Source organism: Ercella succinigenes (assembly GCF_900002895.1).
On sequence record NZ_CDHP01000001.1, the window covers coordinates 24,347 to 41,310 of the forward strand.

16 protein-coding genes and 1 riboswitch are annotated in these 16,964 nt (G+C 37.2%); of the genes, 4 read left to right on the top strand and 12 right to left on the bottom strand.

Annotation, left to right across the window (positions count from 1 at the left end; genetic code table 11):
• Positions 1 to 3 precede the first annotated feature (3 nt).
• From AC0KSB_RS00155 to AC0KSB_RS00190, 8 genes are all read right to left on the bottom strand, one after another.
• Complete coding sequence (locus tag AC0KSB_RS00155) at positions 4 to 912, bottom strand: FliH/SctL family protein (protein WP_472305635.1); 909 nt, start codon at positions 910 to 912, stop codon at positions 4 to 6.
• Positions 905 to 1,921, bottom strand: a complete 1,017-nt coding sequence (gene fliG, locus AC0KSB_RS00160; RefSeq protein ID WP_472305636.1) for a flagellar motor switch protein FliG — start codon at positions 1,919 to 1,921, stop codon at positions 905 to 907. The genes AC0KSB_RS00155 and fliG overlap by 8 nt, the downstream gene beginning before the upstream one ends.
• 33 nt (positions 1,922 to 1,954) lie before the next feature.
• Complete coding sequence (gene fliF, locus AC0KSB_RS00165; RefSeq protein ID WP_472305637.1) at positions 1,955 to 3,562, bottom strand: flagellar basal-body MS-ring/collar protein FliF; 1,608 nt, start codon at positions 3,560 to 3,562, stop codon at positions 1,955 to 1,957.
• Positions 3,563 to 3,672: 110 nt separating this feature from the next.
• Entirely contained in the window at positions 3,673 to 4,002 is a 330-nt protein-coding gene (gene fliE, locus AC0KSB_RS00170) for a flagellar hook-basal body complex protein FliE (RefSeq protein WP_472305638.1), read from the bottom strand.
• Positions 4,003 to 4,031: 29 nt separating this feature from the next.
• On the bottom strand, positions 4,032 to 4,472 hold the full coding sequence (gene flgC, locus AC0KSB_RS00175; RefSeq protein ID WP_472305639.1) for a flagellar basal body rod protein FlgC: 441 nt from the start codon (positions 4,470 to 4,472) through the stop codon (positions 4,032 to 4,034).
• 5 nt (positions 4,473 to 4,477) lie between these two features.
• Positions 4,478 to 4,933: a flagellar basal body rod protein FlgB gene (flgB, locus tag AC0KSB_RS00180; RefSeq protein WP_472305640.1), complete on the bottom strand. Its 456-nt coding sequence runs from the start codon at positions 4,931 to 4,933 to the stop codon at positions 4,478 to 4,480.
• Between the two features lie 193 nt (positions 4,934 to 5,126).
• Positions 5,127 to 5,248: riboswitch (cyclic di-GMP riboswitch) on the bottom strand.
• Positions 5,249 to 5,736: 488 nt separating this feature from the next.
• On the bottom strand, positions 5,737 to 8,082 hold the full coding sequence (locus AC0KSB_RS00185; protein WP_472305641.1) for a methyl-accepting chemotaxis protein: 2,346 nt from the start codon (positions 8,080 to 8,082) through the stop codon (positions 5,737 to 5,739).
• 357 nt (positions 8,083 to 8,439) lie between these two features.
• A complete protein-coding gene (locus AC0KSB_RS00190; RefSeq protein WP_472305642.1) occupies positions 8,440 to 9,006 on the bottom strand; it encodes an isochorismatase family protein in 567 nt (188 codons plus the stop codon).
• A gap of 153 nt (positions 9,007 to 9,159) precedes the next feature.
• Between AC0KSB_RS00190 and AC0KSB_RS00195 the strand changes: the two genes are divergently transcribed.
• From AC0KSB_RS00195 to AC0KSB_RS00210, 4 genes are all read left to right on the top strand, one after another.
• Positions 9,160 to 10,500 (top strand): MFS transporter, encoded by a 1,341-nt coding sequence (locus tag AC0KSB_RS00195; protein WP_472305643.1) that lies wholly within the window; start codon positions 9,160 to 9,162, stop codon positions 10,498 to 10,500.
• A gap of 125 nt (positions 10,501 to 10,625) precedes the next feature.
• Positions 10,626 to 11,147 (top strand): 3H domain-containing protein, encoded by a 522-nt coding sequence (locus AC0KSB_RS00200; RefSeq protein ID WP_472305644.1) that lies wholly within the window; start codon positions 10,626 to 10,628, stop codon positions 11,145 to 11,147.
• Positions 11,148 to 11,354: 207 nt separating this feature from the next.
• Complete coding sequence (locus tag AC0KSB_RS00205; protein WP_472305645.1) at positions 11,355 to 11,951, top strand: hypothetical protein; 597 nt, start codon at positions 11,355 to 11,357, stop codon at positions 11,949 to 11,951.
• Positions 11,952 to 11,978: 27 nt separating this feature from the next.
• Entirely contained in the window at positions 11,979 to 12,962 is a 984-nt protein-coding gene (locus tag AC0KSB_RS00210) for a 1-phosphofructokinase family hexose kinase (RefSeq protein WP_472305646.1), read from the top strand.
• 74 nt (positions 12,963 to 13,036) lie between these two features.
• Here the strand turns inward: AC0KSB_RS00210 and AC0KSB_RS00215 are convergent, their stop codons facing one another.
• The 4 genes from AC0KSB_RS00215 to AC0KSB_RS00230 form a co-directional block, all read right to left on the bottom strand.
• Entirely contained in the window at positions 13,037 to 13,360 is a 324-nt protein-coding gene (locus AC0KSB_RS00215) for an L-rhamnose mutarotase (RefSeq protein ID WP_472305647.1), read from the bottom strand.
• Positions 13,361 to 13,437: 77 nt separating this feature from the next.
• Positions 13,438 to 14,478, bottom strand: coding sequence for a uroporphyrinogen decarboxylase family protein (locus tag AC0KSB_RS00220; protein WP_472305648.1), 1,041 nt, complete (start codon positions 14,476 to 14,478; stop codon positions 13,438 to 13,440).
• 4 nt (positions 14,479 to 14,482) lie between these two features.
• Entirely contained in the window at positions 14,483 to 15,439 is a 957-nt protein-coding gene (locus tag AC0KSB_RS00225) for an ABC transporter permease (protein ID WP_472305649.1), read from the bottom strand.
• On the bottom strand, positions 15,414 to 16,955 hold the full coding sequence (locus AC0KSB_RS00230) for a sugar ABC transporter ATP-binding protein (protein ID WP_472305650.1): 1,542 nt from the start codon (positions 16,953 to 16,955) through the stop codon (positions 15,414 to 15,416). The genes AC0KSB_RS00225 and AC0KSB_RS00230 overlap by 26 nt, the downstream gene beginning before the upstream one ends.
• Between the last annotated feature and the right edge of the window lie 9 nt (positions 16,956 to 16,964).

The following is a 16,964-nucleotide window of genomic DNA, read 5'->3' on the forward strand; positions in this document are numbered from 1 at the left end:
ACCTTAACCCTTCATCGCCTTGCCTATTCGCTCCAGCTGTAGCTGGGCACTGGCATCAAATCTTCCTCTTGCTGTTTCAATGATGCAGCTGCCGGAAGGAAGCTTTTCATCTCCAACAAATTGTATCGTGCCAGATTCATCAGTAAACAAATCTGGTTGTGAAGCAACAAATAACTGGTATTCCCTATCATTAAGATATACCGTTGCCTTTTCTTGTTTCTTTAAGCGATCAAGAGCTTTTCTCAAAAAAGCATGATAAGATTTATTCTTTTTTGAAAGCTCAACTCCAATTATTTTGCCAGCTACTTCGAGTGAAAGATCGAGTATCTGTTCTTCCATTCCTGACAAAAGATCATCTGGTTTTTTTGACAATTCTTTGGCAATCTCATGAAAAGATTTTTGAATCTGTGTCAATTGCTGTTCATACATAACCTGGGCAGCAATCTGCCCTTCTCTGAAACCATCCTGATAACCAGCCTGACGCTCTGCCATAACTTTCAATTTATTTTGCTGTAATGTCAAAGCTGCCTGCTGTCTTGCTTCTGCTTTTATTCTGTCAGCTTCATCCTCAGCTCGTCTTATAATCTGCTGAACAGACATATTCTCTTTTGACTTATTAGCCATATCACGATCTTTATTTACAGTTGCATAGGATGTTCCTTTATTTTGCAGATATTTATTGGCCGTGTTTTCTGATTTTATATCTTCAGATAATGTACCGGATCTATCATCTTTGCCACGAACAGATTGAAATATATCTTTGAATGATTTACCGGCAGTATCCTGATTTTTTTCTTCATCGGAATTTAATCCTGTTTCTTCTTTCAAAAGCTCGCCAAAATCCGGTTTAGATACAGTAACCGGCCGCTCAGATTCCATGAACACATTAGGTGATTTATGAATCTTAGCCAATCAGCTCGTCCTCCGATCCTCTTATTATTACAACCTCGCCTGCTTCTTCAAGATTTCTGATAATAGTAACAATCCTTTGTTGTGCCTCTTCAACATCCTTTAGACGAACAGGTCCTGTTACCGACATCTCATCTCTAATCATTTCCTGCATACGTTTGGACATGTTTTCAAAAATAAAGTCAGAAACATGACTTTTAACACCCTTGAGTGCCAGAACAAGATCAGGCTGAGCAACATCCTTGAGAACACGCTGAATTGAAACACGATTAAGGTTAACAATATCTTCAAACAGAAACATTCTGCTCTTGATTTCATCAACTAATTCTCTATTCTGGTCACTTAAGCTCTCAAGTATATGTTTTTCTGTACCGCGGTCGACAGAATTGAGTATATCTACACTCGTTTGTATACCACCAACACGTGTATAATCTGATACTCCGGTTGAGGAAAGTTTCTTCTCTAAAATTCTCTCGACTTCTTTTATATGTTCAGGGGATGTTTTACCCATCTTAGCTATTTTAGCAAGGACATCACTTTGAATTTCAGGAGGCAAAGAACTCAAAACAGAACCAGCTTGTCTGGCATCAAGGTAGGAAAGTACCAAAGCTATCGTCTGAGGCTGTTCATTTTGTATCATATTCAGTAATTGAGTTGAGTCAAGTTTTCGAGCAAAATCAAATGGGCGCACCTGCAGAGATGAGGTAAGTTTACCTATCAGTTCATAGGCTCTTTGTTGACCTATGGCCTGGTTGAGAATATCTCTGGCATACTCAATGCCACCCTCCATTATATAATTCTGGGCTAGATACGCCTGATGAAATTCATTTATAATCTCCTGTTGAGTTTCTGTATCTACCCTTCTTACATTAGCTATCTCAAGCGTTAATTGCTCTATTTCATCTTCGCTTAGCTGCTTAAATATTTTAGCAGAATAATCTTTACCCAAAGCAATAAGTAAAATAGCAGCTTTTTCTTGTGGGGTTCTTTCTCCAGTTTCATATGATGCCATAATTACAGATACTCTCCTTTCTTCTAGAATAAATCAGTCGGAATTCAGCCAGCTGCGGACAATATTGGCTACCAGATCGGGACTATTATCGATGTACTTTTCAAGGTCATCTCTTTCCTTATGTTTCTTCTCTTTGGGCAATAATCCGTCTTCACCTTCGGCAGTCCCTTCCAGCCCGCTGGCAGCAAGTATCTGTGCAGTTTCGGGATCAAGTGATGGAAACATCTCGGCAACCTCTTCTTCAGGTGTCTGTTTTCTGGTTTTCCTCAAAATAATTAGAATGATAACTACTATTACAATTATCGCCAGAGCCAGCAGTATGAAGAATCTAATCATTTGCCAGCGCTGTATACGCTCATTTAATTCATTGTATGATTCCCAGGCTTCCTGCGCATCAGCTGCTCCGTTAAACGGAAGTGTCTCTACCGCTATATATTGTGGATCTACCCCAACAGCTGCTGAAACCAAATTAATTACACTTTCAGTGTAATCATCTCCAGGTTCCATATCCCTGCTGTCAATAATTACAGACACACTAAGATCCTCAATACTGCCTTTGGCTTTACCTAAAGTTTCTTTTATCGTATTTATTTCATAATTTATAGTTTCAGAATTACGTTCGTATATAGCATTGCCTGTGTCTACAACCGGATATATGGGAACATCTGCTCCGTTTTCACCAGTTCCTGCTTCTCCTCCTACGGCAGCAGCATCATTAGCAACTTCCCTAATCTGATCAATACTGGCAATAATGCCGTTAGTAGAACCTTCCATAGGTTCAAAACGAACACTTTCAACAAGGGCATCGTCAAAATTAAGGACTACATTAACCTCTGTCATTACCTTGCCAACACCAAAAACCGGTTGAAGTAAATCATTAACCTGTTTTTTAAGTCTTTCGCTAACTTCACGCTGCAGACTCTGCTGATTCTCTGTGTTAAAAGTTTCTGAACCTTCACTGACACTTAAAACATTCATCTGACTATCAATTACTGTTATATTTTCTTTATTAAGATTGGGAACACTCCGCTGAACAAGCTCTGTTATGGCACGTACATTTTGCTCGCTCAAATCTGCACCTGGTCGCAAAGTAAGTAAAACAGCAGCAGTAGCAGGAGTAACTCTGTCTTCTATTACGAAAGAACTTTCAGTTGGAATAATAAGAGAAACTCTTGCATCCGCAACAGCCGAGAAAGTCTTTATTGCATTTTGCAAATCCTGCTGCAGCTGGTATCTCCTGTAAACCGCTTTATCCTCTTCGGTAATACCAAAGCCTGATCCCTGTTCAAGAATATTCAGATTGGCACTGTTTTCGGGCAAACCGGCAGCAGCCAAATCCATTCTCAGACGATCAACCTGCGATTCAGGCACAAGAATAGTACTGCTCCCCTGAGTCCTGGCAGAAACACCCATTTCTTCAAGTTGAGACATAATCTCGCCTGCTTCCTCAGCTTCGAGATTACTATAAAGCACGCTATACTGGGTTTGATTCAGATACCATACAAGAAAACCTAAAAGAATGATAACTACTGTCCCTACGACAATTATCATTCTTTTTTGACTGGCAGAAAACTTTTGCCAGAATTCTTTCACCTTACTCCAGGCGTTTTTAAATGAATTAGTTAAAGCGGTTTTATCCACAATTATCGGCCTCTTTATTTCTATATATTAATTTTTGCAGGTCAGAAAGCAAGTATATATTAACTAACGATGCTCACTTAAATCAAAAAACTTATTCTTAAACAAAATAATCAGAGCTGCATTCTCATAATTTCATTGTAGGCTTCAAGAACTTTATTTCTTACAGTCATTGTCAGCTGTAAAGTCACATCTGCCTTTTCTGCTGCCAAAACAACAGAATGAACACTTTCCGCTTCACCCGACAAAAGTGAAAGCTCAGCCTGGTTAGCAGCAGCTACAGCAGCCTCTGCCGGTTCTTGTATCTTATTCAAAACATCTGCAAAACTTATGTTTTGATTTTGAACATCACGTCCCAGATCGGCAATCGGTGTATTTAACCTCTCAAAAGCTTGTGGATTTACTTGAGCAAGCCATTGGCTGGTACTTAGATTTTCAATCATTATTAATCTCTCACTTTCACATCAAACTATTATTTTCCAATTTCCAAAGCTTTAGCAGCCATACTTTTGCTGGCATTAACAACTGTAAGATTTGCTTCATAAGAACGAGTTGCAGAAATCATGTCTACATATTCTCGAACGATATCAACATTTGGCATTTCAACATATCCTTCTTCATTAGCATCAGGATGTGTCGGATCATACTGAATTTTGAAATCTGACTCATCTGCCGGTGTCGCAACCACCCTGACCCCTGAACCTGCTGCAGACAAACCACGTCTTTCTGCCAAAACATCGGCAAAGCGTATAGAACGCCCTTCAGCAAGCACCGTTGTTCTTCGTTGATAAGGAGTTCCATCTGCAGTTCTTGTAGTTGTTGCATTTGCTATATTCTGAGCAACAACATCCATCCGAAAGCTCTGTGCAGTAAGACCTGAAGCACTTATATTAATAGCATCAAACATACCCATTTATATCACTTCCCATCTCTAACTATTGTTTTTAGTCTGCCCAGTTCTTTGTTAATTGCGTATGTCATCGTATTGTAGAGGATATTATTCTTTGACAAAGCAACCATTTCAGCATCAGGATCAACATTATTCCCATCCATCCTCATAGCAGTATCAGCCGAGGAAACCTCAGGTTTCAAGTTATCAATGTCCAAGCCGTATATATCTATATGTTTAGCAGTGGTAATTCGTTCTATGTCGTTGCGCCCACTAATCTTCCTGGCATCTGTCCTCGCCACGATATCCGATTTCGATGCAGCTTCCATTGCATTTGCGAAAATATTTTCAAATCTGACCTGTGAAGCTTTAAAATCCGGGGTATCAACATTAGCAATGTTGTTTGAAATCACTTCGTTTCTTAACCAACTTGCGTCTAAGCCCTTTTCCATGATATTTACCTGATTTAACAAACCATCTATCATATATCCACCTCACATAATTTCCAAAGCTCAAAAATATTTTTCCTAAATAATCAAATTTCAATTAAAGTTTTGCACATATTGTGCGATATTATAAGATAAGTGATACAGACGTTCCATTTTGCAGTGTCACAACGGTTTAAAAAAGACGGTTCACAGTTGTACCGTCGCAAAAGAGTCCGTATAGACTCTGTTTAAATGCAACTGGCTGCCATTGGTACAAGAGAAAATAGTTAATGCTATAAAACTCTAAATACTATACCTTTAGGCCCTGTAGTTTTGCGTAACCGTCTTTCGCCGGTTTTGCCTTTTCTGTCTGTATTTTTTTAGCTGTTTTCAAGTTTAACTTGACATCTTCTTTACGTCAATAGTAATTAGGACAATATTTTTATTAATATTTATATATTATCAACATATTTTTCTGATATATCGTAATTATTATAAACTACTATAATTATAATAAGATCATCAATTTGATTGCAAAAGGGAGTATTCATGAAAAACAACTAATATCATATTCTATTTATTCTTAAATATTTATTGCATTCTGTATCTTTCAGTCTATTTTTGTTATAAAACGATAGTCGAAAAACGTTTTCGACTATCGTTTTCACATTAATATTTCTTTATTATATTTTTTTGTTTAACCAAATTTACTTTATTGTAACGATACGTTAACATGAGCTATTGCTATTTTCAATCACAAATATTTATTAGTATTGTTTTTTTAACATACAACGTACTGAGATTGTAATTTCAAAATTAATTTTTGTCATCAAAACAGTCATTGACAAAACCATGACAGCTTACTGTAATCTAAAATGACTTATTGATTCATATAGCAATTTTGCTTGTTCTGAAAGAAGCTCACTGGTTGAGGCAGTCTCCTCTGATGTCGCCGAGTTGTTTTGAACAACTGAAGAAACTTGTTCTATGCCTTGGTTAATTTGCGTAATACCTCCTGCCTGCTCATTAGACGCATTAGCAATTTCTGCAACAAGTACAGCAGTCTCATTTATGCTATCAACAATTTCAACCAAAGATTTAGCAGTCTCACTGGCAATCTCTGTGCCGCCCTCAACCTTACTGATTGTAGATTCAATATACTGTGTGGTTTCTCTGGCAGCTTCCGCACTGCGGGCAGCAAGATTACGAACTTCTTCAGCTACAACAGCAAAACCTTTACCGTGCTGACCTGCTCTGGCTGCTTCTACCGCTGCATTTAAGGCAAGAATATTAGTCTGAAAAGCAATTTCATCTATAACTTTGATAATTTTAGCAATATTAGTTGATGCATCATTTATATCATGCATTGCTTCCAGCATTGTCTTCATTTGCAAATTGCCTCTATCGGCACTTTCATGTGCTTTTTGTGACAAATTATTCGCACTTGAGGCATTTGTCGCATTCTGTCTTGTTTGCGAAGCTATTTCTGTAATTGAAGCTGACAATTCTTCAATAGAACTGGCTTGCTCAGTCGAACCCTGAGATAAAGCTCCGCTAGCATTAGATATTTCCTGCGCACTGGCAGCTACTTGTTCAGAAGTCTGCAAAATGTTAAACATCAGACCAGAAAGTGATGAAACCGTAGTATTTATCGATTCTTTTATACCTTTGTAACTGCCTTCGTATTCGCCAAGCATATTAGCTGTTAGATCACCATTAGACAACAGGTTTAATACTGTTTCCATTTCATTAAGCGGTTCAGACATTGCCTGTAATGCATTGTTCAAACCTTGAATTACTTTCTTGAACTCTCCTCTAAACTGACCTATGTCTGCTCTGTATTCAAGATCACCACGCTGAGCAGCCGAAGCAACTTCATCTGCCTGATCAGCTATATTTTGAACTGCTTCCATCATTCCAATCATAGCCGGAAGCAGTTTATTGTTTTCATCTGCTTCAGATTTAGCAGCAATTAATGCAGGGTAAAGAGAGAAATCACCCGCAGCTAAATTTATGCATACATTTTGAACATTAATATACATTTCTCTAACCTGATTAATTTGTGATGCCAGTTTTTTGAAATCACCTTGGTATTCACCTGTCATCCCTACTGTTACATCACTTTTTGACAGACGATCAAGAACAATATCCGCTTCACTAAGTGGTTTTGTAATTGCATCAAGAGTTGTATTAACACCTGCAACAATTTCACGATAAACGCCTGCAAATTGATCTGCATTCCCTCGTTTTTGCAAATTACCTCTGGCAGCTTCTGTTGTTAATTCCTGAACAGATGCGGACATCTTCCTCAAAGTGCTTATCATTTCCTGCATACTATGTGAAAGAATATCTTTTTCTGACATGGCAACTATTTCTATTTCCAGATTGCCTTTACCTATTTCACCGGCGGCATTAGCTCTTGCTCTTTGAGATTCGACAAGTTCGTTCATCGACCGCATCAAAGCACCTATCTCATCTTTTCTTGATCTGGTAGCTTCTGGTATTTCAAGCTCAACATCACCGAGCGAAAGTTGTCCTGCTTTTTGAGCAGCATCTTTGATTTGTCTGCCTATCTTACGAGCAATTACTAAACTAATAACAGATGCTATCGCTGCTCCAAGCAGCATTACAAACAGAACCGAATAAGTCATTATCATTAAATCATATTCAACCTGATCAGCAGGTAATCCGATGAAGAACATACCTATTATCTGATCGTTAAGATCATAAATAGGCGTATAGTAGGTATAATTTGAAACACCGGCAACATTTGCATATCCTACATATGTTTCTCCTTTAGCAAGAACCGCAGAAGCCACCTCATCTGAGACTTTAGTGCCTACAGCCCGATTGCCATCTTCTGTTATTACATTAGTAGCTATACGTGTATCATCTAAAAATAAAGTTACATTAAGCCCCGTCTGTTCTTTTATCATATCAGGAAAATCATTATCATCATTCATCTGATATACGCCTTTAAACAAATTTCCATCTCTCACGTTCCAGGCGCCTTCATACTTGTTATCAAGAAGTTGATATACCATATTACCTTGACGATCGAGATTCTCGGCAGCTGATCTGTCATTCATTCTTGTTGCTGCAAAGCTAACAAATAAATACATACCTACGGCGAATACAAGCATAAGAACCGCAAATGCAGTAAATATACGCGCCGAAATTGATTTGAATTGAATTCCCTTTTTCAAAATATAATACCCCCCTGTTTTTCGTGATCCCTTCAATTCTCAAATACTCTTATTAAATTAACTTATACTAAAAAAATATATTGTATTCAGAACAAAAAAATCTTTTTTCGATTATTTAATAGTAGACACTAAAAAGATATGTTCATTGTTTCATGTCGTATTTAATCAATAGAACTTTAACTATTTTGACAGGGTTTGACAATATATTTTTCAAAAAAAATATTATTAGTAACACCAGAGACAAAAAACCTGCATCATGAATCAATCACGATGCAGGTAAAAAGTGAATTTATGAGAATATTTTTAACATTAATTAATATATCTGATCCAATTGACTTGGCGTAAACACTATGCCAATCACTTAATAAGTTTGGAAACCTGTTTAAACAAAGGCGTTCCAGCTATTTCAAGCAAATCAAAAAGCATAGTTTCAGTATTACTGACTACAGCTCCCATATCACGCATTTGTTCAAGAGCGTTTTGTTTGTTTTCAATGCGGCGTGAACCGACGGCATCTTCTGCCAAAAACACCTGATAGCCTTCAACCAGTAATTGTCTTACCGTCTGATATACGCATACATGAGTCTCTATACCAGCAATAATAATCTGTTTGCGACCACTTTGTTTCAATATCTCGGTTACTTCTTCAGTGCAAGCACTAAAACTCATTTTCTCTGATATAACAGAATCCTTTGCCAACACTTTACTAATCGAATCCACCGTTGCCCCCAAACCTTTAGGATATTGTTCTGTAAGTAAAACAGGAATATTCATTAACTGGGCACTCTGGACAAGTATACTTGTCTTTGCTGCTACTTCCTCTCCACCATAAATCGCCGGGACAAGCTTTTCCTGTATATCAATTACTAAAAGTAGTGCGTCCTTCTTTTTTAAAAAATATTTCTCATTTATTGTTCCTGACATATCTGCCTCCTGTTTTGTAACCTTGATTTTTAATTTTTAAATAATTTAGAATAAGTATAACAGATTTTACCGTTTATTAATTATTATATGCAGCCTTAATAATGACAGTTGATAACCTATAGTTTAAGATGTCATTATAAGGAGATTATATAAGTGCGACTTAGATTTTATAGTGAAATGGCAAGGCAGTTCCGCCATGAACTGAAATTAAGAATTTATCCTGATAAAAATCAGGATACCGGTATCAGGCTGGCAACACAAATACGTGTTGAAGGTCTTATAGCTGCAATTGTTCTTAATCTGGCAACAGTTTTTACAGCCATGTTTGCCACACGCCTGGGTGCTGACTCAAGGCAAATCGGTCTTCTTTCCTCGCTTCCACAATGGACAGGCCTACTTGTAATGCTTCCCGGTACTTTAATCGCAGGCAAGCTTAAACACAGCCGCCGTCCTGTAGAATTATCTATACTTGCAGCCGGATTGCTTTATGGACTTGCCGGTCTTGCTCCTTATATGGGTTCAATCAGGGTTTTTTATCTCATGTCTATGATTTCTCTTGCCAATGCCCCCATGGCACTATATAACACAACCTGGCAAAATTATTTTTCAGATATAGTTTCACCACATCAACGTAACAGTCTTTATACCATGAGAACATCAATGACTTTTGCTGCCGGTATAATAATTGTACAAGTAACAGGACTTATCTTAGGACGAGCCTCTGATGATAGTGCCAGAATTACACTTTATCAGATCTGTTATTTCCTTGCCTGCGCCTTTTCCATCTTACAATGGCTTACTATACGTCAATCCCCGGATATTAGTACCGAAGACAATAGTGTAAGTCTTCGGGAACTAAAAAGTGTAATTCTGTCTATCAGAAATAATAAAAATTTCCTTTCTTTTATGGTAATATCTTTTATTTTCCATATCGGCTGGTATATGGCTTGGCCTCTATTTTTCCTTGCGCAGGTCAATTATATGCAGGCAAATGAATCATGGCTTAGTTATGTAGTTGTAACCGGATCTTTACTTCAATGGTTAACGGTTAAATATTGGGGAAGATTTATAGAAAGAAATGGAGTGAGAGCGACTGTTATCATTGGAGCTTTAGGTCTGGCAATCAGCCCTGTTTTTGCCGCAGCTGCCAGTTATTTCCCCCTAGGCTGGAGAATGCCTGCCATGTTAGGATTCAATTTAATAAGTGCACTTACTTTTGGTGCTTTTCAGCTTTCAATTCTTCAATGTCTATTTGAAGTTATACCGTCACGTAATAAACAATTAAATCTTTCTCTTTATACAACATTGCTTTTATTCGCTAATGCAAGTATGCAGCTGTTTGGAGTTCAGCTTTATGTACGACTGGGTGACAATCACTTAGCCATGACAATTGCTCTTATTGTGTCATCCCTTATACGAATGACAGGTGCAATTTTATTTGCCATACGTTGGTTTAAACTACGATATGAACATGATGCTGGAAAAAGATTTTAAGAAATTAGTTTTGAAACCCAAATTTTTTATTGGTTGAATATGTCATAATAGAATAAATAGCAAAGTACAGGATAAATTAAAATATTATATTCAAATGTTATCAGAAAGACGAAGGTTAGATCAAAATGCAGGCGCAAAACAGACGAGAAAAGATAAAAAAAATGCTTAGCAAGGAAAAAGAACCACTTAGTGCCAGCAGGCTCGCCAAACAATTTGGAGTAAGCAGACAGGTAATTGTTGGAGATATTGCTTTGCTTAGAGCCGGTGGATTAAACATAGACGCTACACCTCGTGGCTATTTAATAAATAGAAGTGATAACAATTCGTACATTGGTACAGTAGCCTGTAAACACACCAAAAGTGATATGAGAACTGAGTTGTACACTATCGTTGATTTAGGCGGCAAAATTATTGATGTTATAGTTGATCATCCTATATACGGTCAGCTTACAGGTCGTCTGCAAATTACTTCCAGATACGATGTTGACCAGTTTATGCAAAAAACTGAAAAAGAGAATGCTCAGCCTTTGTCAAAAATTACAGACGGAGTCCATCTACATACTATATCTTGTAATGATAAACTAACATTTTATAGAATAGTTTCAGCCTTGAGGGCAAAAGGCGTACTCTATGATCAGCAAGACTGAAAAATATTTAAATTAATGTTTCTAGTCTGATTAATCAATAAAAAACATCATCGAGATAAGAAAAAGCTTTATTGACTTTTAGTAAATATAGCTGTATATTACACAAGACAGGTGTCAAGACACATGTCTTGTGTAATAAATTGCATCAAAAAAGAAATGCAAAAAAAACTCACAGTTAATCTAAAAAAGGAAGTTTGAGGAAAAAGTATGAACAGACAAAAATTATATTTAATGGTTGTATCCGCAATGTTATGTGCAATAAGTATTGCAATTCCTATGTTTTCGCCTTTTAAAATAATCCTTGAACCTGCATCATTTACACTGGCCAGTCATGTTGCAATCTTTATTGCCATGTTTATCTCACCTCCAGTTGCTCTTTCCGTGGCAGCAGGTGCAACTATTGGTTTTCTTCTCGGTGGATTTCCCATTGTTGTTGTTTTGCGTGCAGCTTCACATTTGATTTTTGTTTTAATTGGTTCCCTTATTATAAAAAAGAAACCTCAAATATTAGATAAAAAATTGCAGTTATTTGTATTTGCAGTTATTATCAGTTTAATACATGCAGTTAGTGAGGTTCTGGTTGTAATGCCTTTTTATTTTGGTAATCAGATGCCGGGTGGGTATTACGCTAATAGCTTTTTGTTTACGGTAATAGGTTTGGTTGGACTTGGCACTGTAGTTCACAGCATGGTTGATTTCGCAATTGCCAGATTAGTTTGGGCACCTATCCGAAAAACAGCTCAAAAGCAGCTTGGCATAAATAGAGATCTATCTACCGACTCTACTGTAGTAAATAAAACCTGATACCAGGGGAATTAAAGAAGGCATTTTATGAATAGTGACATAATCACTTTTACTTTAAATCCAGCTATAGACAGAACTTTATTTTTAGAAAAATTTGAATATGGTCAGGTCAATAGAATAAAAAAGGTAATAGAGAACATGGGCGGTAAAGGAATTAATGTCGCCCGTGTTCTTTGTTCTTTGAGACAAAAGGTCACAGCTACAGGTTTGATAGGCAAAGAGAATAAAGATACAGTAGATAAATTGCTGAGTCATGAAGCATTTAAAAGTGATTGGCTATTGGTCCCCGGTAAAACAAGAACCAACACTAAGGTTATTGATTTAGCCAAGCAGATAACTACGGATCTTAACGAACCCGGGTTTGATCTTAAGACTTCGGCAGAACAAGCTATCAATGATTTACAGGCTAAAATAACTATCAAAGTTCCAAACAGCTCTGCAGTTATTTTCTCCGGTAGTCTGCCCTACGGAATTTCAGATAATATCTACGGAAAACTGATATCGAAATGTCTAAACTACGGATCTTGCATTACAGTTGCAGATGCGGAAGGTCAAGCTCTGCTTAATGCACTTGCAGCAGGAGTGGATATTATAAAACCAAATTTGTATGAATTATCCACTATAACCAATTTCACTGTCGAAGATCTGCAAAAAGAAGAATTTCAAATTGCTGCCTGCCGCAGTATTTGTCAGATGTATAAAACAAAGCAGATTTTGTTATCTCTAGGCGAAATAGGCAGTTTGCTTTATATTGCTGATAAAAATTGCGGCGGAGAGAAAATATATTTTGCAGCGGCTCTTAAAGTTAATTTAATAAGCACAGTAGGTGCAGGAGATAGTATGGTTGCAGGTTATATTGATGCGATTGTAAAAGGGTTGAACCCAGATTCAGCCCTTGCACGCGGTACAGCTTGCGCAGCTTTTGCAGTAAGCCAGACTGAAAAAAACACTTTCAATCGCTCTGTCATTGATGATTATGCAAATAAGGTAAAAATAAAATGTGTCAGATAATAAATCTTTGATAATCAGCAATCCTGCCTATCGGATTGAATACTTTTATCTGATTTAAATCTGACACATAAAACTTAATCCAGGTGATATACCTCTTCCATATCCGACCAGAATTCGCCTTCTTTACGATCTTTAAGAGGTGTCATCAAGGGTTTAACAACATCCCACCATTTTTGAGTTACAGGGTCGGCAGCAATATCTGCCATATCTCCATCAAAATTATTGCCGATGTACTCCATATAAGCAAAAGCAAGTCCATTGCGATAAAATATGCTGTAATTTTGTATATTTGATTTTTTCAGCCTCGCATTTACCTCAGGCCAGGCATTAGCATGATGGTGTTTGTATTCTCCAATTGTTTCAGGACTTATTTCTATAATCTGACCTATTCTTTTCATGATAATTACCTCCTAAATTTTATTAATTGCGGCAAAATCCACAAACATTTGCGCTTATTCATAAAATTTATTCTATATTATATTTCTGCATGTGTTCCTTTGAACAAAGCTTCGATATTAGCAGGATCTATATCAGAAAGAATGGCTTCATGGCTTGGCGAAACAATCAGTCCTGTAGGTAGATATTTTCTTATCTCAATTACTTTATCATATACCTGTTGAGGCGTTCCATGAACCAGAAGATCTTGTGCATCAACACCTCCACAGAAAGTAGCTCTATCTGCAAATTTACTTTTAAGATGAGGTACATCCATATCTTTTGCCAATGCCTGTATCGGATGAACGACATCCACCCCGGCAGCCAGAAGGTCATCAATAATAGGTTCAATTGATCCGCATGAATGATAAACAACTTTAAGTCCATAACTTTTGGCCTGCTGAATCAGTTTAGTTGTTCCTGGAATTACAAACTCCCTGACCTGTTCAGGAGAAATCATCAAACCACGTTGACTTCCCATATCATTACCTATCAGAACCGCATCAAGACGACCCTTGGTTGCTTCATAGAAAATCTCATTTGCCTTTAGATAAAAATCTACTATTTTATTATCTACCGCTTTATATAATTCAGGATTGGCCAACATATTTACAAGAGCATTTTCCATACCAAAAGCAGCACATGCATCCTGAAAATGAGCAGACCAGATAACCCCCATTACAACATATTCTTCAGGCACTGCATCAACAAGTTGTCTGCATTCCTCCGGCGGAATATGATTAGCAGGATCAGGCCAAGGGAAATTATCCACTTCTTCTATTTCCTCTGCATCTTCAAAAAAACCTGGATCTGTTAAAGTTCTTTCAAAATCAGAATCATGATGATCAGCTTTAGCGAAATTAAGTGCAGTGTAAATCGCATTGCTGTCAGGTGCATGATATGGCATTTCAACAGCATAAATATCATCATCTATTTTCAATTTAAGCTCATCTATCGAATTAACTTTGAAATATTTGCATAATCCGTCAACAGCCTCCGGAGCCGGCAATCCAAGCCAGCTGGCATTTCTATCGACTGGTTTACGTGCTATCGTGGCAAAAAACCTTTCTCTTTTATTCATAATCTTACACACTCCTTCTGCTTTGCAGACTATTCAGTATAACTGCCATAAGTATAACAACACCTTTGATAACATCCTGAATATAAGGATTAATACTAAGAAGAACCATACCATTGCTTAGAACACCAATAAATAGCATACCTATAATTGTTCCCTGCAGTTTACCAACACCACCATACATACTGGTACCACCAATAACTGTTGCTGCTATAACATCCATTTCCCAGCCCTGAGCTGCATCAGGTGAACCGGCAGCAAGCCTCGACGAAAGCAGGAACCCTGATAATGCGCATAAACCGGAACTGATTGTAAAGACGGCTATTGTAACAGCATTTACATTAATACCGGATAATCTGGCAGATTCTTTGTTACCGCCAATTGCATATACAGAACGACCAAAAGAGGTATATCCTAGCAAATAAATAAAGAATGCATATATTAAAAGCATGTAAATAACAGTATAGGGTACCGGTCCGATAAAACCTGAACTAACATTTGCAAACTCTTTAGGCATACCGCCAATTGGATAACCGCCGGTCATAAAATAGGCAATACCCCTAACACCGGTCATCAGAGCAAGTGTAACAAGGAATGCATGAAGCTGGAATTTGGCAATTATAATTCCTGCAAAAGCACCCCAGGCAGCACCAATAAGAACTGTCAGTATTAAAGCCAGAAATATAGGTACACCTGACCTCAGTAACAAGGCATTGATAACTGTTGAAAAAGCTACTACAGATCCAACAGACAGATCTATCTGTGCCAAAATAATAATCATTGTCATGCCAATTGCCACGAGAGAAGTAATTGAGATCTGTCTTAGAATAGTCATAACATTTGCCATAGTCAGAAATTTATCTGAGCGAAAAGATAAGAATATAACCATAGCTATTAAAAGAAAATACATGATATATTTCAGGATAAGCGACTTATAATCAAGCCCCTTTGCTATTTTGTTCATTGTGTTTGCCTCCGTGATTTATTTCTTTTTCCGCAGTAGAATAATCCAGAATCATCTCTTGCGTTAAATTTTCATTTTTAACCAAAGCAGTCATTTTACCTGTAGACATAACAGCTATTCTATTTGAAATATCAAGGATTTCAGGTATTTCTGAAGAAACTACTATTATGCCTATTCCCTGTTTTGCAAGCTGTTGTATCAGCTGATAAATCTGACTTTTGGAACCCACATCGATGCCACGGGTTGGTTCATCCATAAGTAGTATTTGCGGTTTTGTTGCCAGCCATTTTGCAACTACTACTTTTTGTTGATTACCCCCTGAAAGATCACGGGAACATTGACATGGCCCACTTGTTTTTATCTGCAGAGATTCAATACACTCGCAGGCAATTTGACATTCTTTTTTCTTCTTCAATATGATACCGGGACATAGTTCTTTAAGTATTGTCAAACCAATATTTGTTTGAATATCCATTCCCAGAACAAGACCTTCTTCTTTTCGATCCTCTGTAACAAATCCTATTCCTGCTTTTTTTGCATCACGTGGAGATTTTATTTTTACTTTCTCACCATTAATAAAAATATCACCATTATCAAGAGGATCGGCACCAAAAATAGCGCGCAGAAGCTCAGTTCTGCCTGCACCTGCAAGACCTGCGATGCCAAGAACCTCACCTTTATGTAAATCAAGCGAAATATTGCTGAATTTTTTGCCAGAACTAAAGTTTTCAATTTTCAGAATAACTTCCTCTTGTGTATAATCTTCTCTTGAAGTCGGTTGATATTTATCACCTACCATGTTTTCGATTATCACAGATTTTGGAGCTTCACTAATTGGCATAGTCTTAATATAGTGTCCATCTCTGTAAACTGAAACTGTATCTGCTATTAACGGCAGTTCTTCCAGTCTGTGCGAAACATAAATCATACTTATTCCTTTTTGCTTGAGACTTTTGATTACCTCAAACAAACCGTCAATATCATTATCTGTTAAAGCTGCCGTAGGTTCATCAAGTATCAGAACTTTCGACTGGTTGGACAAAGCTTTTGCTATTTCTACCAGTTGTTTTTGGCCTACACTAAGATTACCAACCTTTTGTTTTGGATCAATTGGTGTATCAATCAAATCGAGATATTTCTGTGCTTCACTGTTTACTGTGCTCCAGTCAATTTTGCCTGGTATCTTACCGGTTGGGAACTTGCCCATATATATGTTTTCACCTACTGTCAAATGATTAAACAATGAAAACTCTTGGTAAACAGCACTAATTCCTTTTTTTCTTGCATCTATAGTATTATGTATTTCTGTCTCTTTACCATCGATAAAAATTCTGCCTGCATCTTTACGATAAGCTCCGGTAATAATTTTTATCATGGTACTTTTACCAGCTCCATTAGCACCTACAAGAGCGTGAACCTCACCTTTACGCAAAGTAAGTTCAGCATCTTCGAGTGCTCTTATACCGGCAAAATGTTTACTGATACCTTCAGCTCTGAGAACAATTTCCTGAGTCAACTCTTTTCA